We start from the raw sequence: 21,890 nt of genomic DNA, 5'->3' as shown, positions 1-21,890 counted from the left end.
CCCCCGAGGGTGGGCCCCGCCGTCGTGAGGCGTCGCGGGCGTGTCAGCGCAGACCCAGCTTGCGGGCGCACGCGGGCCACTGGCCCCAGCCCGAGCGAGCCTGGAGCGCCTGGGCGCGTTCGGTCTGCTCGGCCGGCGAAGCGTCGGACGGGAGGCCCGAGCCGCCCACCGACTGCCAGGTCGACACCGTGAACTGATAGAGCCCGTGGTACTTGCCGTTGGAGCTGATGATGCTCGGGTTCCCGCCGGACTCGCACTGCGCGAGCTTGCCCCACACGTCGCCCGACGGCGCGGCGGGCGCCGGCTCGGGCTCAGGGGCCGGGGCCGCCTCGCCGCCGCCGGACGAGGTCGAGCCACCTCCCGAGGAGCCGGAGGACGACGGCGCCGAGCTGCGCGCCGGCGCGGGCGCCGGAACGGGCTTCGGCTTCGGCTTCGTCCCGATCGCCGTGACCTGCTCGACCATCTCGACGGTGACGCCCTCGCTCGTGAGGTCCGCCGCGACCTCGACGCCGTCACGCGTGGTGACGGAGTAGCGCCTCTCGATGTTGCCGTCCACACCCTCGGTCACGACGGCGGTGCGTCCGACCAGCAGAGTGGCGTCGTCCTCCTCGCGCGAGGTGAAGGGCACCGCCTCGTTCTCGACGCGCTCGGACACGACCACGCGCACGATGGTGACGACGGAGGTCCCGTCGGGCTCGCTCGTCACCGTGATCTCGTCGAGGTCGGCCAGGGTGAGGCCGAGGTTCTCGAGCGCCTGGGCGAGGGTGGTGCCGGGCTCGAGCTCGAGCTCCTGCGTGCCGCCGTCGACCGTCAGCGACGTGCGCTCGCTGAGCGGCAGGTCCATCTCGCTGCGGCCGGTGGAGCGCGAGACGGCCATCTGCACGTCGCGCCCCTCGAGCCCGAACGCGGCGAGCGCGGCGCCGGCGTCGTCCGCCGTCGTCCACAGCACGTCGTCCTCACCGTCGACGACGATGTTGACCGGCGCCGCCCGCAGCACCGTCACGTTCTCGCCCTGGCGGAGCGGCGAGTCGAGCGACGGCGAGACCTCGTCGTGCTCGCCCAGCTCGACGCCGTTCTCCTCGAGGAATCCCGCGACGCTGCCGCGGAACGAGCTCGAGGCGACGACGTCGCCGTCGACGTCGAGCTCGACGACCTTGTGCGCGTGGGCCGTGACCGCGCCACCCGCGCCGACGACGGCGACCAGCGCGGCGGCCGCCGCACCGATCAGGAGGCGACGGCGACGTCGGAGAGCCGGGGCGGTGGCCGCCTCACCGGCGGGGGCGGACTGCTCGGGGACGTCGGTGTCGGCGGTCGGGATCTCGGGCACGGCGGGGTCGGACATGGGGCTCCAGAGCTGGCGCGGTCCGGCGTCGCGGCGGTCCGAGGGTGCGGGACGGGAAGGCGACGGCGCGGCTGACGGGGCGACGCGTTCAGCGGCCCGCCGGTCACCGTAATCGAAACGTTATCTCCGGTCGAGCCCGGGTGAGTCGCTTCACAGGCGGTGCGTGCATGCTGGGCCGCACCTCACGGCACCCGAACGGCGCGCACGCGGTGTCGGCTCAGTACCAGTTCTTGCGCTTGGAGTGATCCCACGCGCCGCACGGCGTGCCGTAGCGACCGTCGATGTAGTTCAGGCCCCAGGTGATCTGGGTCGCCGGGTTCGTGCGCCAGTCAGCACCGGCCGACGCCATCTTGCTGCCGGGGAGCGACTGCGGGATGCCGTAGGCGCTGGAGCTGGGGTTCTGCGCCGTGTGGTTCCAGTTGCTCTCCTTCTGCCACAGCTGGTCGAGGCAGGACCACTGGTCCTCCCCCAGCCGCGGGCGAGCACCATGTCCTTCGCGATGGCGCGGCTCGTTCCCGGGTCCACCGGGGTGACGGGCGCGGCGGGTGCCGCCGAACCGCCCGAGCCACCGGTGGTCGACGGGGCCGCGGTGGCGGCCGGGGCCGGCCGTCGCGTGCCCACCTCGACGATCTCGGTGACGACGTCGGAGGTGCGCGCGCTCATCATCGTGGTGCGCGAGACCTCGACGCCGTCGACGAGGCGGACCTGCGCGGTCACGGTCTCGCTGCCGTCGACGCCCTCCTGGACGACACGGGTCTCACCTTCGAGCAGCGAGCTCGTCCGGCGTTCCTCCGTCTCGTGCTCCGTGACGACCTCGTCGGTCACGAACTGCGTCGAGACGCGGCCGACGCGGACCTCGGCACCCGGCTGCGGCGCCGACGCGAGGTCGACCGACACCTCGTCGTCCCAGCCGATCACGACGCCGGCGCCCTCGAGCGCCTCGGCGAGCGTGGCGGCGGCGCTGGTGATCTCGGTGGACTCGCCGTCGACGACGACGGTGAAGGTCACGCCGTCCGCGAGCGCCGTGCGCGCCTGCGAGCGGGAGGCGGGGGCGATGTGCTGCAGCTGGCCGGAGGCGTCCGCCACCAGCGGGGCGTCGGCGCTGAGAGCACCCACGGGCAGGTCGGCCGGGGCGGACTCGGCGACCCCCGCCACCTCGGGGTTCGCGGCGAGCGCGGCCTCCTCAGCCTCGGCGCGCTCCGCCAGCTGGGACACGACCACGGTGCCGGTCCCCGCCACGAGTGCCGCCAGGACGACCGTGTGGAGCCCGATCCGGACTCCGCGTCGTGCTGTGCTCACCACTTGCCTGGCTCCTCCACGTCAGATGTCAGGTCCGTGCGCGGCGCGGGTCACGTCACCCTCCGGCGCACCCCGCGACGATAACGGAACGGTCACGGCCGTGCGAGCCCGAGCGGCGTGGCGTGGACGACACGCCCGCACACCGAACGTTCCGCACGCGTGGGGACAGCGCTCACCAGGGCCCGTACAGCTCCACCGCCGTCGCCGTCGTCACCCGGGCGACCTCCGCCACGTCCTCCCCGCGCACGCGCGCCACCTCGCGCGCGGTGTGCGGGAGCAGGTACGGCCCGTTCGGGCGGCCCCGGAACGGGTGCGGCGTCAGGTACGGCGCGTCGGTCTCGAGCAGCAGGCGCGAGAGCGGGACGGCGCGCACGGCCTCCCGCCCGGCGTCGTTCGCCCGGAACGTGACCGGACCGGCGATCGAGAGGTACCAGCCCTGCTCGGCGCACATGCGGGCCATCGCGGCGTCGCCGGAGAAGCAGTGGAAGACGGTCACCTCGGGGGCGCCGTCGGCCAGCAGGATCTCGATGACCTCGGCGTGGGCCTCGCGGTCGTGGATCTGCAGCGGCAGGCCCAGCTCCTTGGCGAGGGCGACGTGCGCGCGGAACGAGGCGCGCTGCACCTCGCGCGCCCGCTCCCCGCCGCGGAAGAAGTCCAGCCCCGTCTCGCCGACGGCGCGCGTGCGCTCCTGCCGCGCCGCGCGCACGACGGCGTCGATCGCGTCGTCCAGCGACGTCGCGTGGCGGGGTTGCGGATCGGGGTCGAGCCCGTCGGGCGCGATCTCGCGGACCCCCGCGTGGAGCACGGCCTCGTTCGGGTGGATCGCGACGGCAAGCAGCACCTCCGGCTGCGTGCGCGCGAGCTCGAGGCCGGGCTCGATCGCGTCGAGGTCGCACGCGACCTGCACGAGGCGGGTGACGCCCGCGGCGCGTGCCCACGCGATCTCCTGCTCCGCCGTCGGGACCTGCTCGCCCGCGGGGAGGACGTCGATCGCGCTGCCGAGGTGCGTGTGGTTGTCGACCAGCAGGACCCCCTCGCCCAGGGGATCCGGGGCGGGCGGCCAGCCCCTCTCGCGCGTGCGACCCACGGCGCCGCTCAGCCCTGCAGCCGCTCGACCTCGGCCTCGATGGCCTCGTCGGTCAGCTTCGTGAAGACGGGCGCCGGCTTCGGGACGGTGGTCCCGGGGACGACGGCCTCGCTGCGCCAGGCGGCGAGGTCGGTCCCGAGGCGGTAGTCGCCGGTGATGACCGGGTAGTGGCGGCTGTCGTCGTCGAGGTCGGTGACCTCCTCCAGGCGCGGCATGGGCGCGAGGCGACCGGTGCCGCCGAACGCCTCGTGCACGGCCTGCGAGCTGTGCGGCAGGACCGGGGAGAGCAGGACGGAGCAGTCCGCGACGGCCTGGACGCACGTGTGCAGCACGGTCGCGAGGCGGTCGCGGTTCTCCTCACCCTTGAGCGTCCACGGCTGCTGGGCGGACACGTAGCGGTTGACCTCGCCCACCACGCGCATCGCCTCGCCCACACCGGCGCGCAGGCGCTGCGTGCCGAGGAGGTCGCCGACGGCGTCGAAGCCGGCCGCCGTCGTGGCGAGCAGGGCGCGGTCGTCCTCGGTGGGCGCGACCGGGGCCGGGACCTCGCCGAAGTTCTTGTGCACGAGGGTCGCGGTGCGGTTGACCAGGTTGCCCCAGCCGGCCACCAGCTCGTCGTTGGTGCGGCGCTGGAACTCGGGCCAGGTGAACTCGGAGTCGCTCGTCTCCGGGCCGGCGGCCGCGATGAAGTAGCGCAGCGCGTCGGGCTGGAACCGCGCGAGCATGTCGCGCACGAGGATGACGTTGCCGCGGCTGGTGGAGAACTGCGCGCCGCCCACGTTGAGGTACTCGCTCGAGACGACCTCGGTCGGCAGGTTGAGCTCGCCGAAGAAGCCCGGCTCGCCGCCCCGCGCGCCCTTCCCGGCGTAGGCCAGCAGCTCTGCGGGCCAGATCTGGGAGTGGAAGGTGATGTTGTCCTTGCCCATGAAGTAGTACGACCGCGCCTGGGGATCGTTCCACCAGGCGCGCCACGCCTCGGCCCCGGACGCATCCATGCGGCCGTCGCCGCCCGCCGCGAGGTCCTGGCGCCGCGCCCACTCGATGCTCGCGCTGAGGTAGCCGACGACGGCGTCGAACCACACGTACAGGCGCTTGTTCGGGTTGTCGCTCCACCCGTCCAGCGGCACCGGGATGCCCCAGTCGATGTCGCGCGTCATGGCGCGCGGGCGGACGTCCTTGAGCAGGTTCTGGCTGAAGTTCAACACGTTCGGCCGCCAGGCGGTGCGCGTGCCGAGCCAGGACGCGATGGCGTCCGCGAGCGCCGGGAGGTCGAGGAAGAAGTGCTCGGTCTCGACGAACTGCGGCACCTCGCCGTTGATGCGGCTGCGGGGGTTCTTCAGCTCGCTCGCGTCGAGCTGGTTGCCGCAGTTGTCGCACTGGTCGCCGCGCGCGCCGTCGTAGCCGCAGATCGGGCAGGTGCCCTCGATGTAGCGGTCCGGGAGGGTGCGGCCGGTGCTCGGGGAGATCGCGCCGCTCGTGGTCTGCTCGACCATGTAGCCGTTGGCGTGCACCTGGCGGAAGAGCTCCTGCGCCACGCGGTAGTGGTTGCGCGTGGTGGTGCGGGTGAACAGGTCGTAGGTGAGCCCGAGCTGCGTGAGGTCCTCGGCGATGACGCGGTTGTAGCGGTCCGCGAGGTCCTGGGGCGAGACGCCGGTCTGCTCGGCCTGCACGAGGATCGGGGTGCCGTGCTCGTCGGTGCCGGAGACCATCAGCACGTCGTTGCCCGCCATGCGCTGGTAGCGGCTGAACACGTCGGAGGGGACGCCGAATCCGGCGACGTGGCCGATGTGCCGCGGGCCGTTGGCGTAGGGCCAGGCGACGGCGGAGAGGATGTGACTCACGGGGAGCGAGTCTAGTTGGGCGGGTGGGTGGGTCGCGGCGGTGTCCCGTCGTGAGGTGCGGGCGTCCCGTCGTGAGGTCTCATGCAGCTCCTCGGCATCCCCTGTCGGCGAACACCCTGGTCAGAGCCGGGGTGGTCGCGGGCAGTCGTCGCCACACCTCACGACGGGACGGCGACACCTCACGACGGGACGCCCCGCTCCGTACCCATCGCCTGACGCGCCCGCGGGCTCGACCGGTTCAGGCCCTTCCTGGCGAGGGCGCGGAGCTGGTCGACCACCTCCTCCGGAACCGTCGGCAGCGGCTGGTGCGGTCGCTCGCGCAGCGCAGCGACGTGCCCCAGCACCTCGGAAACCACGGCCGCCGGATCGGCGTCCTCGAACGCGAACCGCAGCACCACGAGACCGAGCCGGGCCGCCGCCCGGTCGCGCCGCCGATCGGTGCGGTACTGACGGCGATCGCCGTGGTAGGCGAACCCGTCGATCTCGACGACGACGCACCCCTCGACCAGGAGGTCGACCTCGCCGACGCCCGGCACCCTGGCCCCGGCGACCACGTGCAGCCCCGCCGCGCGCAGCGCGAGCCGGACACGTGTCTCGACGGCGGACCGGCTGGCGAGGTCCACATCGGTCGCGAGGTCCGCCGCGAGACCCGCACGCACCGTCGCCACCCGGACGAGGATCTCCTCGAGGAACACGTGCCCGCGCGGTCTCGCCACCGCCTCGAGGGTCGAGAGCGCCTCCACGTAGCGCAGGCACAGCACCGCCCTGACCAGCGCGTCCGGCAGCGGTTGCACGTGCGCACCACCGTCGTCAGCGACCCGCTCGAAGTGCCGGACCGCACCTGCCCGGGCTCGTCCGCCGTGGTGCGGGGCGACCGCGTAGTGGAGAACCGAGGCGTCACCGGGGACGTCGCACCCGTGGCTGCGGAGCGCGGAGACGCAGGCGAGCCGGCCGCCGAGCGCCACCGCTCGGGTCGCCTGCGGGTCTGCCCCGGGAAGGGCGTACCACCCGCGCGCCGGCGACCTGAGCTCGCCACGGTCGATCAGGGACCGCAGCTGCCGCTTCGTCAGCCCGAGCTCGCTGCCGCGCGCGAGGCCGTGACGTCGACGGAGCGTCGTGAGGTGGCGCATCACCCCAGCGTGGCAGTGCCGGGCGCCGTGCCCGACCGCCTGTGGACAACCGGCGCCCGCCGGCCGACCCCGGATCAGTAGGTCACGCGCAGCAGCCGGTCGTCGTCCGGCCCCGGGTCGCCGCGGCCGTCTGTCGCGTTCGTCAGCACCCACAGCTCGCGCTCCCCCGCGGCCACGACCGCGCGCAGCCGCCCGAGCTCGCCGGTGAGGAAGTCGCGCACCTCAGGCTCGCCCGAGCCACCCGACCCCTCCGAATCCTCCGTGCTCACCAGCCAGAGCCGCTGGCCCCGCAGACCCGCGAGCCACACGCCCGACGGCGTCACGGCCAGCCCGCTCGGGCTCGCCACGTCCGTGGCCCACGTCGCGACCGGAGCCACGACCTCGTCCGGCACCGGACCGCCGCCGGCGACCTCGTCCCCCTCCACCAGGGGCCAGCCGTAGTTCCCGCCCGCCTCGATGCGGTTGAGCTCGTCGAGCGCGTTCTGCCCGAACTCGCTGGCGTACATCGTCCCGTCCGGCGACCACCCGATGCCCTGCACGTTGCGGTGCCCCAGCGAGAACACGCGCGATCCCTTGACCGGGTTGCCCGGTGCGGGCTCCCCCGTCGGCGTCACCCGGAGGATCTTGCCCGCGAGCGAGTCGGCGTCCTGGGCGAGCTCGGTCTGGTCGGCGTCCCCGGTGGCGACGTACAGCATCCCGTCGGGACCGAACCCGACCTGCCCGCCGTTGTGGGTCCGCGCACGCGGGATCCCGTCGACCACCACCGTCAGCGGACCCAGCTCCGTCCCGTCCAGCGTCCCGCGCAGCACGGCGTTGTCCTCGGCACCGGTCCGGTAGATCACGACATCGAGGGCGTCGGCGCCCGACGCCCCCGCCTCCCCCGGCACCGCGGCCACGCCGAGCAGCCCGCCCTCGCCGTCCGGCACGGTCTCGTCGACGAGCTGCTGCGCCCCGTCGCCCGTCACGTCCCGCACCTCACCGGTCGGCGTCACGACGACGACGCGCGCCTCGTCCCGCAGCGTCACCAGCGCGCTCCCGTCGGGGAGGCGGGCGAGCCCCCACGGGGCCGGGAGCCCCGTCGCGAGGGTGCTCGCGACCGCGACCTCGGTGACCGGGTCGATGGTGCCGTCGGACGTGCCGCCGGTGCTGGGCGCCGTCGCGTCGTCCGAGCCCGCAGTGCCCGAGCCCGCACCGGGCGACGACGTCGCGGTCGACGGCGAGGAGGTGCCACCCTCACCCGGTTCGACGGTCTCGTCCGCCCCGCCCGGGCTGCACGCGCCCACCGCCCCGACGGCGACGGCCACCGAGGCGACGAGGACTCTCAGCGAAGCGGCGGGGCGTCTGCTCATCCCCCATGGTCACCCGAGGGGCGCGCGAGCACCAGCAGTCCGAGCACCAGCAGTCCGAGCACCAGCAGTCCGAGCACCAGCAGTCCGAGCACCCGCGGTCCGAGCACCCGCAGCGAAGCCGAGCCCGAGCGACGCGACGCTCGCGCGCCCACCTCAGGTCGTGAACACCTGGATCTCGAGCACGAGACGCCCGTCCTCGGTCCGGGTGGTCACCGACCGGTGCACGCCGTCGTCGTCCGGCACGCCCGCCCAGTCGTCCCCGCTCGCGACCGTCGGGTCCTCGGCGCCCTCGGGCAGCCCCAGGGTCGCCTCGAGGTGCCAGTCCTGGAAGCTCGTGTAGCGGGAGTCGACGACCTCGGTCCCCTCGGGGAGGTCGAGCCCGCTGATGTCCTCGATCTGCTCGAGCGGCAGGTCCGTGCAGCCGTCGCGCTCGCACGTGGCGTCGGTCTCCGTCTCGTCCGGCCCGCCACCGCACGCGGTCGCCCCGCCCACGACCAGGAGGGCCGCGAGCGCCACACCCGCCAGGCTTCGCCGTCGACCTCGCACTCGTACCCTCACCCGGACATCATCGCCGCACGCACCCCGAGACCGCACGTCGAACGTCGCGCGCCCTCACCCCTGCAGCCGCGTCAGCCCCCGCTTGATCGACCGCGTCGCCTGCCCGATCCGGTGCTCGTTCTCGATGAGCGCGAACCGCACGAACTGATCGCCCCCGGCGCCGAACCCCACCCCCGGGGACACCGCGACGTCGCACTCCCGCACCAGGTGCGTCGCGAACTCGATCGACCCCATCTCCGCGTAGGGCTCCGGGATCCGCGCCCACGCGAACATCGTCCCGCGCGGTCGGTGGATCTCCCAGCCCGCCCGCGCGAGCCCGTCCACCAGCGCGTTGCGCCGCGACTCGTAGATGCCCGAGAGCTCGGCCGGGTAGTCGTGCGCCTCGTTCAGCGTCACGGTCGCCGCGATCTGGATCGGCTGGAACGTGCCGTAGTCGAGGTAGCTCTTCAGCTGCGTCAGCGCTGCGATCACGTCGGTGCGGCCGACCATGAACGCCACCCGCCAGCCCGCCATGGAGTAGGACTTCGTCAGCGAGTACAGCTCGACCGCGACCTCCTTGGCCCCCTCGCACTGCATGATCGACGGCGGCTGCCACCCGTCGAAGCACATGTCGGCGTAGGCGAGGTCGTGCACGAGGGCGACGTCGCGCTCGCGCGCCCAGTCCACGAGCCGCTGCAGGTCGGCGAGCTCGACCGTCGTCGTGGTCGGGTTGTGCGGGAAGGACAGCACGACCACGCGGGGCTTCGGCGCCCCCATCTCCCACGCCTCGATGACGCGGTCGACGTACCCGGCGCCGTCGTCGCCGTCGCCCACCGGGACCTGGAGCGTGGACGCGCCCGCGAAGTACGGGCCCCAGATGTGGATCGGGTAGCTGGGCGTCGGCACGATAGCGGTGTCACCGGGCTGCAGCAGCACCCACATCAGGTGGCTGAACCCCTCCTTCGCCCCGATCGTCGAGATGATCTCGCGCTCGGGGTCCAGCGTCACGCCGAACCGGCGCTGGTACAGATCGGCCACGGCCTCGCGCAGCTTCGGGATCCCGCGCGAGGAGGAGTAGCGGTGGTTGCGCGTGTTGTGCGCCGCCTCGGCCAGCTTGTCGACGGCGATCTGGGGGCTCGGGAGGTCCGGGTTGCCGAATCCCAGGTCGACGACGTCGCGCCCGGCTCGCCGCGCCTCGATCTTCAGACCGTCGATGATCGTGAAGACGTACGGGGGCAGCCCCTGGATGCGGCGGAAGTCCATGCGCGCACGGTACTCCCCGCCGGCGGCCGGCAGACCCGCGCAGCCATCTACCGGCCGGCGGGAGCGACCCCTAGCCTGGAGGCATGACCCGAGCTCTCATCGTGGTGGACGTCCAGCCGACCTTCTGCGAGGGCGGTGCACTGCCGGTCGCGGGTGGCAACGACGTCGCCGAGCAGGTCGCGGCGTTCGCCGAGACCCGCCGGGGCGAGTACGCCGTCGTGGCGACGACGCAGGACTGGCACATCGACCCGGGTACGCACTTCAGCGACGCGCCCGACTTCATCGACACCTGGCCGCCCCACGGCGTCGCCGGCACGGACGAGGCCGAGCTGCACCCGGCGCTCGCGGGTCTCCACCCGGACGTGAGCGTGCGCAAGGGTCAGTACGCCGCCGCCTACTCGGGCTTCGAGGGCACGGACGAGGACGGCACGCCGCTCGGCGACCTGCTGCGGCGGGCGGAGGTCGACGCGGTCGACGTCGTGGGGCTGGCCGAGTCGCACTGCGTGCTGCGCACCGCGCTGGACGCGCTCGAGGAGGGCTTCACGGTGCGCGTGCTCACGGACCTCACAGCTCCGGTCTCGCCGGAGCAGGGCGAGGCCGCACGCGAGACGATGGCCGACGCCGGCGTCGTCCTCGTGGCGAGCACCGACGCCTGAGTCTCAGCGGGCGGCCAGCGCCGCCTCGTACACGTCCCGCTTCGGCAGGCCGTGGCGCAGGGCGACGGCGGAGGCCGCGTCCTTGAGCCGCGTCCCCGTCGCGACGGCCTCGAGCACCTGGGCGGCGACGTCGGCCGCGGTCACGTCGCGCGCGTGCGCATCCGCCCCGGCGACGACGACGGTGATCTCGCCCCGCACGCCGTCGGCGGCCCACGCGGCCACCTCGGCGAGGGGCCCGCGCCGCACCTCCTCGTAGGGCTTGGTGAGCTCGCGGCAGACGGCGACCACCCGCTCGCCGCCGAACGCCTCGGCCATGTCGGCGAGCGTGGCCGCGATGCGGTGCGGCGACTCGAAGAAGACCATGGTGCGACGCTCGTCGGCGAGCTCGGCGAACGCGCGCCGTCGCTCCCCTGCTTGCGCGCGACGAAGCCCTCGAAGCAGAACCGGTCGCTCGGCAGGCCCGAGACCGCCAGCGCGGTCAGCACGGCCGACGGACCGGGCAGCGCGGACACCCGCACCCCCGCCGCCTGCGCCGCGGCGGCCACGCGGAAGCCGGGGTCGGAGACCGAGGGCATCCCGGCGTCGGTCACGACGGCGACCGTCGCCCCCTGCGCGGCGCGTTCCACGAGCTGGTCGGCCCGCTCGCGCTCGTTGTGCTCGTGGTAGCTGACGACGGCGCCGCTCGGCTGCACCCCGAGGCGCCGCAGGAGCTGGCGCAGGGTGCGGGTGTCCTCGGCGGCGACGACGTCGGCCTGGGCCAGGAGGTCGCGCAGGTTCTCGGTGGCGTCGCGCGAGCTGCCGATGGGGGTCGCGGCGAGCACGACGCGGCCGAGCCCGCGCCAGCGGGTGGGGTCGGTGTCCGGGGCTGCTCCGGGGTCGAGTTCGGGGTCGGCCGTCGCGTCGGGGGTGACGCCGGAGTCGACGGCGTCGGCCGGGTCGTGTCGGTCGCCGGCCGCCACCTCGTGGTCCGGCCGCTCGTCGGCGGCGTCCGTCGCGGCCCCGGATCGGTCCTTCATCACCCCGCCATTCTCGCCGACGGCCACCGGTGCCCGTCCCGCGCTCGACGCGGGAGTGCGACCTAGACTCGGCCGGGTGACCGACGAGACGCAGCCCGCGCCGACTGCGCCGAGCGACCGGACGCTCGAGGGCCCGCAGGGCCGCACCGGCGCGAACGCCGGCGACGCTGCGGCGACGGCGGGGGGCTGGCGGTGGGGGCACCGGCGCCCGCCGCTGCCGAGGCCATCGCAGATCGCCCCGACGGCGTCGGCGCTCCTGAGGGCGTGCGAGCGCGCATCGAGACGGCACGGCCAGCGCCCGTCGTGTCGACGGACGACCGCGCGTGGGAGCCCGCAGCCGACGGCAGCTCCACGCGGCGGACCTCGGTCCCGGAAGGTGCTGGCGCGACTCGGACCCCGGTCGAGAAGGGTGCTGACGCAGCTCCGACCCCGACGTCGCCGAACGCGGTCGGCGACCCGGGCGCGGTCGCCGAGCGAGACGCGGCCTCGCAGCTCGGCCCCTCCCCGGAGCCGACCCAGCCGACCGAGGCGACCTCCGCCGTCGCCGTCGCTGTCTCTGTCGCGACACCCGAGACCGACAACCGGACGCGCGCGGAGCACCTGGCGACGCTCCTCCCCGGCTCGTGACGACGGTCGAGGGGAGCCGTCTGTGGGGGTGGGTCGCCGCACTGGCCGTGACGGCCGTCGCGGCGGTGCTGCGACTGGTGGCGCTGGACCGGCCGGCACGCATCGTGTTCGACGAGACCTACTACGTGAAGCAGGCGTACTCGCTGCTCACGCTCGGGTACGAGGGCGACTGGGCGGACGACCAGGACGAGGCGTTCGCCGCCGGCGACTACTCGGGCCTGTCGGAGAGTCCCGACTACGTGGTGCACCCACCGCTGGGCAAGTGGCTGATCGCGATCGGGATGCGGCTGCTCGGGACGGAGTCGATGGTCGGCTGGCGCATCTCGGGCGCGATCGCCGGGATCATCGGCGTGCTGCTCGTGGCCCGGATCGGTCGGCGCCTGCTGGGCTCGACGCTGCTCGGCGCGACGGCGGGACTGCTGCTCGCCGTCGACGGCATGCACATCGTGATGAGCCGCACCGGGATCCTGGACATCTTCCTGTCGACCTTCGTGATCGCGGCGTTCGGCACGCTGCTGCTCGACCGGGAGCAGAGCCGGCGACGGCTCGCCGCACGGGTGGCGGGCGATCTCGGGGAGTACGGGCGCCTGCGCGACCCGTGGGGGCCGCGGCTCGGGGTCCGTTGGTGGCTCGTCGCGACCGGTGTGCTGCTCGGCCTCGCGTGCGGCGTGAAGTGGTCGGGGATCTACGCCGTGGCGGTGTTCGGTGTGGTGGCCGTGATCTGGTCGGTGTGCGCCCGCAGAGCGGCCGGCGTGCGCCTGTGGGCGGGGGCGGGCCTGCTGCGCGACGGCGTGCCCAGCTTCCTCGCACTGGTCCCGACGGCGGTGCTCACCTACGTCGCGGGCTGGGCCAGCTGGTTCGCGTCCGACGGCGCCTACCTGCGGCGGTGGGCCCAGGACGTCAACGCCGTCGCGGAGGTGCCGCAGCGCACGTGGATGCCGGACGCGCTGAACTCGTGGTGGCAGTACCACCTGCAGATGTGGGACTTCCACCGGGGGCTCAGCTCCGAGCACACCTACGAGTCGCACCCGGTGGGATGGCTGCTGCAGCTGCGTCCGACGTCGTTCGCGTGGCAGCGGCTGCTGAACGCCGACGGCGAGGAGACCGACACCGTCGAGGTGGTGCTGGCGCTGGGCAACCCCGTGGTCTGGTGGGCCGGTGCTGTCGCACTCCTGGTGGTGCTCTGGTGGGCGATCCGCCGCCGCGACTGGCGGGCCTGGGGAATCCTCGCCGGCTACGCGGCCATGTACCTGCCGTGGTTCACCTACTCCGAGCCATTCTCCGACCGGACGATCTTCACGTTCTACACCGTGGCGTTCGCGCCGTTCGTGGCGCTGGCGCTGGCCTACGCCGTCGGGAGGATGCCCGCGGTGCGGCGCGGTCGCCGCTGGCCGGTCGTCGTGCTGCTCGCCGCCGCCGCCCTGGTGGCGGCCTTCTTCCTGCCGATCTGGGTGGGTCACCCTGTCGCCTACCGGTTCTGGCAGCTCCACATGTGGATCCCGAACATCGACAGCCTCGGCATCGGCTGGGTCTGATCGCACTCGGGTCACCCCCAGGCACGGGAGCCACCTGACGCCCTTCGCGAGAGGATTGCTGACACTCGCCGAGAGGATTCCCGACGCGGAAGCGCGCGAGGGTCGGACGTTCCTCCGACAAGCGTGGTGCGTCCGCTCGCGTCTTCGCGGAGCCCACGCTGCGCACACCTCGGCGAAGATCCGTCGAAGCCCAGCGGGCGGTGCACCGGGCCCGACCCGGCGCCGGGAGTTCTACATAAGGGGACGACGGCGTGCCCGCCACCTCGTGCGGCGCCTGGCCCCTCCGACGTGACACCGGAGATCACCTCAGACACTGGGCCACCACGAGGCGGCGAGCTGCGGGGAGCGCGCGCGGGCGTCTGGAATCGGCTCAGGGCGGATGCCAGGATCCTCTCGCCAAGGGTCAGGGACCCTCTCGGCGAAGGTCCGCGATCCTCTCGCCAAGGGTCAGGGACCCTCTCGGCGAAGGTCAGAGACCCTCTCGCCAAGGGTCAGGGACCCTCTCGGCGAAGGTCAGAGACCCTCTCGGCGAAGGTCAGAGACCCTCTCGGCGAGGGTCAGGGATCTTTTCGCCTGCGCCTGGGTGTGGGTGTGCGAAAGGCCCCGCACCCGGGGGGTGTGGGGCCTTTCGGCTTAATGGGTGTTCGGCGGTGTCCTACTCTCCCACCCCGTCTCCAGGGCAGTACCATCGGCGCTGAGGGGCTTAGCTTCCGGGTTCGGAATGGTGCCGGGCGTTTCCCGCCTCGCTATGGCCGCCGTAACTCTATGGAACTGTCAACACACGCCTCGCCCCGGGCCCTTGCGGGTGGGGTGGTGGTGCGTTGGTGGTTCGGGAACCGCACAGTGGACGCGTCGCAACATGTATTGAGTTTTTGTTGTTGTGGTGAAGTGGTCGGCTTATTAGTACCGGTCAGCTCCACGGGTCTTTAGTCCCCGCTTCCACTTCCGGCCTATCACCCAGTGGTCTACTGGGAGCCTCTCCACCCTCAAAGGGGTGATGGAAACCTCATCTTGAAGCAGGCTTCCCGCTTAGATGCTTTCAGCGGTTATCCCTTCCCAACGTAGCTAACCAGCAGTGCTCCTGGCGGAACAACTGGCACACCAGAGGTTAGTCCGTCCCGGTCCTCTCGTACTAAGGACAGCCCTTCTCAAGTTTCCTGCGCGCGCAGCGGATAGGGACCGAACTGTCTCACGACGTTCTAAACCCAGCTCGCGTGCCGCTTTAATGGGCGAACAGCCCAACCCTTGGGACCGACTCCAGCCCCAGGATGCGACGAGCCGACATCGAGGTGCCAAACCATGCCGTCGATATGGACTCTTGGGCAAGATCAGCCTGTTATCCCCGGGGTACCTTTTATCCGATGAGCGACGGCGCTTCCACAAGCCACCGCCGGATCACTAGTCCCGACTTTCGTCCCTGTTCGACCTGTCAGTCTCACAGTCAAGCTCCCTTGTGCACTTACACTCGACACCTGATTGCCAACCAGGCTGAGGGAACCTTTGGGCGCCTCCGTTACATTTTGGGAGGCAACCGCCCCAGTTAAACTACCCACCAGGCACTGTCCCTGGTCCGGATCACGGACCGAAGTTAGATGTCCAAAGCGACCAGAGTGGTATTTCAAGGACGACTCCACCCCTACTGGCGTAAAGGTTTCACAGTCTCCCACCTATCCTACACAAGCCGCTCCGAACACCAATACCAAGCTATAGTAAAGGTCCCGGGGTCTTTCCGTCCTGCTGCGCGTAACGAGCATCTTTACTCGTAGTGCAATTTCGCCGAGTTCGCGGTTGAGACAGCGGAGAAGTCGTTACGCCATTCGTGCAGGTCGGAACTTACCCGACAAGGAATTTCGCTACCTTAGGATGGTTATAGTTACCACCGCCGTTTACTGGGGCTTAAATTCTCAGCTTCGACCCGAGGGTCTAACCGGTCCTCTTAACCTTCCAGCACCGGGCAGGCGTCAGTCCGTATACATCGTCTTGCGACTTCGCACGGACCTGTGTTTTTAGTAAACAGTCGCTTCTCCCTGGTCTCTGCGGCCCTTGCACGCTCACCCACGCAAGGCGGGGTCACGCTCCGGGCCCCCTTCTCCCGAAGTTACGGGGGCATTTTGCCGAGTTCCTTAACCACGATTGTCTCGATCGCCTTAGTATTCTCTACCTGACCACCTGAGTCGGTTTGGGGTACGGGCGGCTAGTACCTCGCGTCGAGGCTTTTCTTGGCACCATAGGATCACCATATTCCCGCGTTCGCGGTCACCATCACCTCTCGGAACGCTTGCACGACGGATTTGCCTATCGTGCGTCCTACAGGCTTGGAAGGAGTCAACCATCGCTCCAACTGGCTACCTTCATGCGTCACCCCTGTTAACACGCTTACCTACTACCGGTTCAGGTCCCGCGCGCCCCACCCCGGTGCGACCCGAAGGTCACGGTGGGATGGTTTGGGCGGTTAGTATCACCGGGCTCGGTATGGGCGGTACTTCGCCGGTACGGGAATATCAACCCGTTGTCCATCGACTACGCCTGTCGGCCTCGCCTTAGGTCCCGACTTACCCAGGGCGGATTAACCTGGCCCTGGAACCCTTGGTCATTCGGCGGACGGGTTTCTCACCCGTCTTTCGCTACTCATGCCTGCATTCTCACTCGTGTAGGCTCCACCACTGGATCACTCCGCAGCTTCACTGCCCACACGACGCTCCCCTACCCATCCACACGACTGAACCACGAAGGCTTATCATTTGTGTGAATGCCACAGCTTCGGCGGTGTGCTTGAGCCCCGCTACATTGTCGGCGCGGAATCACTTGACCAGTGAGCTATTACGCACTCTTTCAAGGGTGGCTGCTTCTAAGCCAACCTCCTGGTTGTCTGGGCAACTCCACATCCTTTCCCACTTAGCACACGCTTAGGGGCCTTAGCTGGTGATCTGGGCTGTTTCCCTCTCGACTATGAAGCTTATCCCCCACAGTCTCACTGCTGCGCTCTGGCTTACCGGCATTCGGAGTTTGGCTGACGTCAGTAACCTGGTAGGGCCCATCGGCCATCCAGTAGCTCTACCTCCGGCAAGGAACACGCAACGCTGCACCTATATGCATTTCGGGGAGAACCAGCTATCACGAAGTTTGATTGGCCTTTCACCCCTACCCACAGGTCATCCCCCAGGTTTTCAACCCTGGTGGGTTCGGTCCTCCACACGCTCTTACACGCGCTTCAACCTGCCCATGGGTAGATCACTTCGCTTCGGGTCTAGAGCACGCGACTGTAACGCCCTATTCGGACTCGCTTTCGCTACGGCTTCCCCACACGGGTTAACCTCGCCACGTACCACTAACTCGCAGGCTCATTCTTCAAAAGGCACGCCGTCACCCCAACCAAGGAGGCTCCGACGGATTGTAAGCAAACGGTTTCAGGTACTATTTCACTCCCCTCCCGGGGTACTTTTCACCTTTCCCTCACGGTACTTGTCCGCTATCGGTCATCAGGTAGTATTTAGGCTTAGCAAGTGGTCTTGCCAGATTCACACGGGATTTCACGGGCCCCGTGCTACTCGGGAGATTCGAACAGGAGACCATGCCATTTCGTCTACGGGGGTCGCACCCTGTATCCCCACCCGTTCAAGAGTGTTCGACTATGACACGATTTTCTTACTCCATCGCACTTGCGGCAGCAGTGCCAGTCGATTCCCACAACCCCGCATACGCAACCCCTGCCGGGTATCACACGCACACGGTTTAGCCTGATCCGCTTTCGCTCGCCACTACTCACGGAATATCTCTTCCTGCCGGTACTGAGATGTTTCACTTCCCGGCGTTCCCTCCACACACCCTATATATTCAGGTGCAGGTCACACGACATGACTCGTGCGGGGTTTCCCCATTCGGACATCCTCGGATCACAGCTCGTTTGCCAACTCCCCGAGGCTTATCGCAGGCCACAACGTCCTTCTTCGGCTCCTGATGCCAAGGCATCCACCGTTTGCTCTTAAACACTTGACCACAAAAGATCAAAGATGCTCGCGTCCACTGTGCAGTTCTCAAACAACCAACCCCACCCACCCCCACACGCCCACCCAAGAGGTGAACACGCGAAGGAAGAGGCCACCAGAGGAACAACCACCACCACCCACCCCCGGCCAGGAGAAGCCGAAGCTCTCCCAGCACCAGGACGGGCAACCAGCGTGTTGCCTCAGGACCCAACAGTGTGCCCCCCACACCCACACCCGCAGCCCGCAGCCCCCATGACGGGAACCACGAACCCTCAGGCACGAGACGGAGGAATGAACCTGACGTTCCACCCACAGAGCACATCAGCACCCCCACCACCCCAGGCGGGCAGTGTTCGGCTGCCGGCACCCCGCCCCACTCACCCCACAGCTCAACCCACCCCCAGCACCAAGACCGAGAGACGAGCGAGCACGAAGGGCACCGCGTGAGGACACGACGAGGCCGGTGACATGTGACTCCTTAGAAAGGAGGTGATCCAGCCGCACCTTCCGGTACGGCTACCTTGTTACGACTTAGTCCTAATCGCCAATCCCACCTTCGACAGCTCCCCCTACAGGAGGTTGGGCCACTGGCTTCGGGTGTTACCGACTTTCATGACTTGACGGGCGGTGTGTACAAGGCCCGAGAACGTATTCACCGCAGCATTGCTGATCTGCGATTACTAGCGACTCCGACTTCATGGGGTCGAGTTGCAGACCCCAATCCGAACTGAGACCGGCTTTCTGGGATTCGCTCCACCTCACAGTATCGCAACCCTTTGTACCGGCCATTGTAGCATGCGTGAAGCCCAAGACATAAGGGGCATGATGATTTGACGTCATCCCCACCTTCCTCCGAGTTGACCCCGGCAGTCTCCTATGAGTCCCCACCATCACGTGCTGGCAACATAGGACGAGGGTTGCGCTCGTTGCGGGACTTAACCCAACATCTCACGACACGAGCTGACGACAACCATGCACCACCTGTGCACGAGTGTCCAAAGAGACCACCATCTCTGGCGGCTTCCCGTGCATGTCAAGCCTTGGTAAGGTTCTTCGCGTTGCATCGAATTAATCCGCATGCTCCGCCGCTTGTGCGGGCCCCCGTCAATTCCTTTGAGTTTTAGCCTTGCGGCCGTACTCCCCAGGCGGGGCACTTAATGCGTTAGCTACGGCGCGGAATCCGTGGAAACAGACCCCACACCTAGTGCCCAACGTTTACGGCATGGACTACCAGGGTATCTAATCCTGTTCGCTCCCCATGCTTTCGCTCCTCAGCGTCAGTAACGGCCCAGAGACCTGCCTTCGCCATCGGTGTTCCTCCTGATATCTGCGCATTCCACCGCTACACCAGGAATTCCAGTCTCCCCTACCGCACTCTAGTCTGCCCGTACCCACTGCACGCCCCAGGTTGAGCCTGAGGATTTCACAGCAGACGCGACAAACCGCCTACGAGCTCTTTACGCCCAATAATTCCGGACAACGCTTGCGCCCTACGTATTACCGCGGCTGCTGGCACGTAGTTAGCCGGCGCTTCTTCTGCAGGTACCGTCACCCCGAAAGGCTTCTTCCCTACTGAAAGAGGTTTACAACCCGAAGGCCGTCATCCCTCACGCGGCGTCGCTGCATCAGGCTTCCGCCCATTGTGCAATATTCCCCACTGCTGCCTCCCGTAGGAGTCTGGGCCGTGTCTCAGTCCCAGTGTGGCCGGTCACCCTCTCAGGCCGGCTACCCGTCAAAGCCTTGGTAGGCCATCACCCCACCAACAAGCTGATAGGCCGCGAGCCCATCCCCAACCAGAAACCCTTTCCACACCCATCCCATGCAGGAGAATGTCGTATCCAGTATTAGACCCAGTTTCCCAGGCTTATCCCAGAGTCAGGGGCAGGTTACTCACGTATTACTCACCCGTTCGCCACTAATCCAGGATGCAAGCACCCCTTCATCGTTCGACTTGCATGTGTAAAGCACGCCGCCAGCGTTCGTCCTGAGCCAGGATCAAACTCTCCGTCAAAAACACCCCAACCCGAAGGCGGGAATCCATACAACGGGAATGACCCCAACAAAAACCCCCACACCAACCACACCCCCAACCCAAAAGTCGAAGGCGCAACCAGCACGAGAGCCAAAAACTATCAACATCAACCACACACCCACAGGCATGCGATCAACACATGGCATCAAGTTCACAAACACACTGTTGAGTTCTCAAACAACACACCACACCAGCGAGACCAACCCGTACCGGGCCAGCCCCACCGGGGCAACCTCTCCAACCTACACCCCCCACAGCACACCGTCAAACCGAAGCCCGACCGGCAAGCCAGAAAGGATGACCCCACAGCAGTGGCCCCACAACCCACCCAGTGGATCGCGACTCTTCGCCAGGGATTCACGGTCAGCCCGGCCCTCTCGGTCCGGCTCGCTTCCCCGTGTGACAAGAACATTACGCCACACCCACCCACCTGGCAAAACGGCGGAAACACGCCACTCCTGCGGCTGCTCGCCGGCAGCCCCCGCGCGGATCAGCCGCCCGTTTCGCCTGAACTGGCGCGGATCGTGGCGCCTTTGCGCCCCTGTCGAGACGCTGTGCGCCCGCTCGGGTCCTGCCGGGCGACTTCATGTGGCCTGGCTCACCGTCCCGGAGTCGCGGCACTCGGGGCGGCTGACAGGACGAGCTGTTCACGCCGACGTTCGCAACCGCGACGTCGGACGCACCTGTGCAACGCCCGGAACCGTCCCCGTGGACCAGCCGCCGGACAGCAACGGCCCTCACGTGGGGTGAACCGCGACCACCGATCCTGCCGGATCCTCCTCGTGCGTCAGCGCCGGCGCCGTGCAGACCCGTCTCCACACCTCTCGTTGCGATCCCGAGACGCGACGTCAGCGGAGTGCCACAGCTTCGCAGCTGCGCCGCCCTCGCCGAACGCGCGCCCCTCGAACACCCGCGTCGAGAAAGAAGAACAGCCTGCCCGGTCAGTGACCGGACAGGCTGTCTGGGGGTGGAGCATAGGGGATTCGAACCCCTGACCTCTTCGATGCGAACGAAGCGCGCTACCAACTGCGCCAATGCCCCGCGTGCTCCACCGGAGGCCGGTTGAGCGGGATCGAGCCTAGCACCGGGCGGACGTGGAGACTAATCGGCGGACGGCTGCGGATACCGGGCGCACCGTGTCCGCACCGCTCGCCGTCGGACGACTACGCCCCGACGGCCCGGCGGCGCGCCAGCACCGCGCGGAGGTCGATGCCGTCCTCGATGCTGACCTCGAGCGGGTCAGTGGTGAGAGCCTCCGCCGTCGCCGGCTGCTCGTCCTCGAGGTAGGGCGCCGCCTCGCGGCGTACGGCCACGGGCTTGAGCGTGTACGTCGGCACGGGAACGGGGACCGGGGTCCACGACCCCACGACCTCACGCTCCACCGGCTCCACCTCGGGTGCGGCGACGTCGTCGGCGATCTCCTCGACCGCCTCGACCGCGTCCTCGACGACCTCGGCCGGGGCGGACTCGACGGGCACCTCGCCCGTCTGCCAGCGCAGCCCCTCGCCGGCGGCCGGCAGGTGCGAGCGCAGCTGGGTCGGGGTGTAGGTGGGACCGGCGACGTGCTCGCGCCGCGGCGTCGTCAGGCTCACGGGCACCTGCGCCCACTCGGTGCGCTCGGCCCGCGCCGTGCGCACGCCGAACCAGAGGACGGCGGTGAGCACCGCCGTCGGGAACGCGGCGAGTAACGGCGAGAACGGGCCGACGGCGACGGCGGTCCACGCCACCGCCGCGACGGCCGCCAGGGCGAGGGTGAGGACGAGGCGGCGCCGCGCCGCGGCCGCCTGCTCGGCACGCCGAGCGGCCAGCGCGGCCCGGACCGACGCGATGCGCCGGGCCTCCTGCGCGGCGCGACGGTCGGCCATCCCGGTGGGACGGGTCACGGTGGGCTCCTCTCGGGGTCGTGCAATCTGTCGTGAGGCGACGAGGGCACGCGTGCTGGGCAGGGGCTGCTCGACCTTGCGGACGCCGGAACCACCGCGTGCCACGATCCGGAGCTCGTTCGAGAACCGGTCGTCCACCCGGCTGTCCGCGACCGCCTGGCGCCGCCGCACGAGCGACGGCACGAGGTAACCGAGAAACAGCAGTACTGCCGCTGCCACGACGTAACCAGCGGGACTCACGAGGTAGACGGTAGGTGCGCCGTCGCCCGCGACGCCGCACGTCGGCGGGCGTGTCGGGCAGACCGCC

At 69.5% G+C, this 21,890-nt stretch carries 12 protein-coding genes, 1 tRNA gene, 3 rRNA genes and 2 pseudogenes; 3 read left to right on the top strand and 15 right to left on the bottom strand.

The annotated features are described in order from the left end of the window. Positions 1–43: 43 nt before the first annotated feature. The 9 genes and pseudogenes from QQK22_RS02290 to QQK22_RS02250 form a co-directional block, all read right to left on the bottom strand. A complete protein-coding gene (locus QQK22_RS02290) occupies positions 44–1,342 on the bottom strand; it encodes a resuscitation-promoting factor (protein WP_284249102.1) in 1,299 nt (432 codons plus the stop codon). 217 nt (positions 1,343–1,559) lie between these two features. After that, positions 1,560–1,781: an aggregation-promoting factor C-terminal-like domain-containing protein gene (locus QQK22_RS02285; protein WP_284252489.1), complete on the bottom strand. Its 222-nt coding sequence runs from the start codon at positions 1,779–1,781 to the stop codon at positions 1,560–1,562. A gap of 230 nt (positions 1,782–2,011) precedes the next feature. After that, positions 2,012–2,350, bottom strand: a pseudogene (locus tag QQK22_RS02280) (G5 domain-containing protein); the annotation flags it as partial. Positions 2,351–2,813: 463 nt separating this feature from the next. Further along, positions 2,814–3,728 carry a TatD family hydrolase gene (locus QQK22_RS02275; protein ID WP_284249101.1) on the bottom strand — a complete coding sequence of 305 codons (915 nt, stop codon included), beginning with the start codon at positions 3,726–3,728 and terminating at the stop codon, positions 2,814–2,816. A gap of 8 nt (positions 3,729–3,736) precedes the next feature. After that, entirely contained in the window at positions 3,737–5,569 is a 1,833-nt protein-coding gene (metG, locus tag QQK22_RS02270) for a methionine--tRNA ligase (protein WP_284249100.1), read from the bottom strand. Positions 5,570–5,748: 179 nt separating this feature from the next. Next, the gene (locus QQK22_RS02265; RefSeq protein ID WP_284249099.1) at positions 5,749–6,699 is read right to left on the bottom strand and encodes an ATP-grasp domain-containing protein; all 951 of its coding nucleotides are present in this window, start codon (positions 6,697–6,699) and stop codon (positions 5,749–5,751) included. Positions 6,700–6,773: 74 nt separating this feature from the next. After that, positions 6,774–8,048 carry a PQQ-dependent sugar dehydrogenase gene (locus tag QQK22_RS02260; RefSeq protein WP_284249098.1) on the bottom strand — a complete coding sequence of 425 codons (1,275 nt, stop codon included), beginning with the start codon at positions 8,046–8,048 and terminating at the stop codon, positions 6,774–6,776. A 153-nt stretch (positions 8,049–8,201) separates the two neighbouring features. Beyond that, a complete protein-coding gene (locus QQK22_RS02255; RefSeq protein ID WP_284249097.1) occupies positions 8,202–8,564 on the bottom strand; it encodes a hypothetical protein in 363 nt (120 codons plus the stop codon). A 96-nt stretch (positions 8,565–8,660) separates the two neighbouring features. Further along, on the bottom strand, positions 8,661–9,848 hold the full coding sequence (locus tag QQK22_RS02250; RefSeq protein WP_284249096.1) for an aminotransferase class I/II-fold pyridoxal phosphate-dependent enzyme: 1,188 nt from the start codon (positions 9,846–9,848) through the stop codon (positions 8,661–8,663). 83 nt (positions 9,849–9,931) lie between these two features. On the opposite strand from QQK22_RS02250, the gene QQK22_RS02245 reads away from it, so the two are divergent. Beyond that, positions 9,932–10,504: an isochorismatase family protein gene (locus QQK22_RS02245; protein ID WP_284249095.1), complete on the top strand. Its 573-nt coding sequence runs from the start codon at positions 9,932–9,934 to the stop codon at positions 10,502–10,504. Between the two features lie 3 nt (positions 10,505–10,507). On the opposite strand, the pseudogene rsmI reads toward QQK22_RS02245, so the two are convergent. Next, positions 10,508–11,325, bottom strand: a pseudogene (rsmI, locus tag QQK22_RS02240) (16S rRNA (cytidine(1402)-2'-O)-methyltransferase). Positions 11,326–11,823: 498 nt separating this feature from the next. Here rsmI and QQK22_RS02235 point away from each other — a divergent pair. Then, a complete protein-coding gene (locus tag QQK22_RS02235; RefSeq protein WP_284249094.1) occupies positions 11,824–12,147 on the top strand; it encodes a hypothetical protein in 324 nt (107 codons plus the stop codon). Next, on the top strand, positions 12,144–13,682 hold the full coding sequence (locus QQK22_RS02230) for a dolichyl-phosphate-mannose--protein mannosyltransferase (RefSeq protein WP_284249093.1): 1,539 nt from the start codon (positions 12,144–12,146) through the stop codon (positions 13,680–13,682). Before QQK22_RS02235 ends, QQK22_RS02230 begins: the two co-directional genes overlap by 4 nt. A gap of 642 nt (positions 13,683–14,324) precedes the next feature. Here the strand turns inward: QQK22_RS02230 and rrf are convergent. The 5 genes from rrf to QQK22_RS02205 all read right to left on the bottom strand — a co-directional run bounded on the left by rrf (position 14,325) and on the right by QQK22_RS02205 (position 21,823). Next, a 5S ribosomal RNA gene (rrf, locus tag QQK22_RS02225) occupies positions 14,325–14,442 on the bottom strand. 120 nt (positions 14,443–14,562) lie between these two features. Beyond that, positions 14,563–17,678 (bottom strand): 23S ribosomal RNA (locus QQK22_RS02220). 472 nt (positions 17,679–18,150) lie between these two features. Beyond that, positions 18,151–19,679, bottom strand: a 16S ribosomal RNA gene (locus QQK22_RS02215). The 16S, 23S and 5S rRNA genes sit together here, the layout of an rRNA operon. A 989-nt stretch (positions 19,680–20,668) precedes the next feature. Further along, positions 20,669–20,741: transfer RNA gene (locus QQK22_RS02210), tRNA-Ala, on the bottom strand. A gap of 122 nt (positions 20,742–20,863) precedes the next feature. Further along, the gene (locus QQK22_RS02205; RefSeq protein ID WP_284249092.1) at positions 20,864–21,823 is read right to left on the bottom strand and encodes a hypothetical protein; all 960 of its coding nucleotides are present in this window, start codon (positions 21,821–21,823) and stop codon (positions 20,864–20,866) included. Positions 21,824–21,890: the final 67 nt, after the last annotated feature.

The organism is Litorihabitans aurantiacus (assembly GCF_030161595.1).
GTDB classification, from domain to species: Bacteria; Actinomycetota; Actinomycetes; order Actinomycetales; family Beutenbergiaceae; genus Litorihabitans; species Litorihabitans aurantiacus.
The sequence above is the reverse complement of the archived record's forward strand: the minus strand, read 5'-3'. Positions and strand labels throughout refer to the sequence as shown.

Coding starts and splice junctions, on each gene's coding strand:
- QQK22_RS02265 (WP_284249099.1), bottom strand. CDS start 6,699: ATGCGCCACCTCACGACGCTCCGTCGACGTCACGGCCTCGCGCGCGGC.
- QQK22_RS02260 (WP_284249098.1), bottom strand. CDS start 8,048: ATGAGCAGACGCCCCGCCGCTTCGCTGAGAGTCCTCGTCGCCTCGGTG.
- QQK22_RS02290 (WP_284249102.1), bottom strand. CDS start 1,342: ATGTCCGACCCCGCCGTGCCCGAGATCCCGACCGCCGACACCGACGTC.
- QQK22_RS02245 (WP_284249095.1), top strand. CDS start 9,932: ATGACCCGAGCTCTCATCGTGGTGGACGTCCAGCCGACCTTCTGCGAG.
- QQK22_RS02250 (WP_284249096.1), bottom strand. CDS start 9,848: ATGGACTTCCGCCGCATCCAGGGGCTGCCCCCGTACGTCTTCACGATC.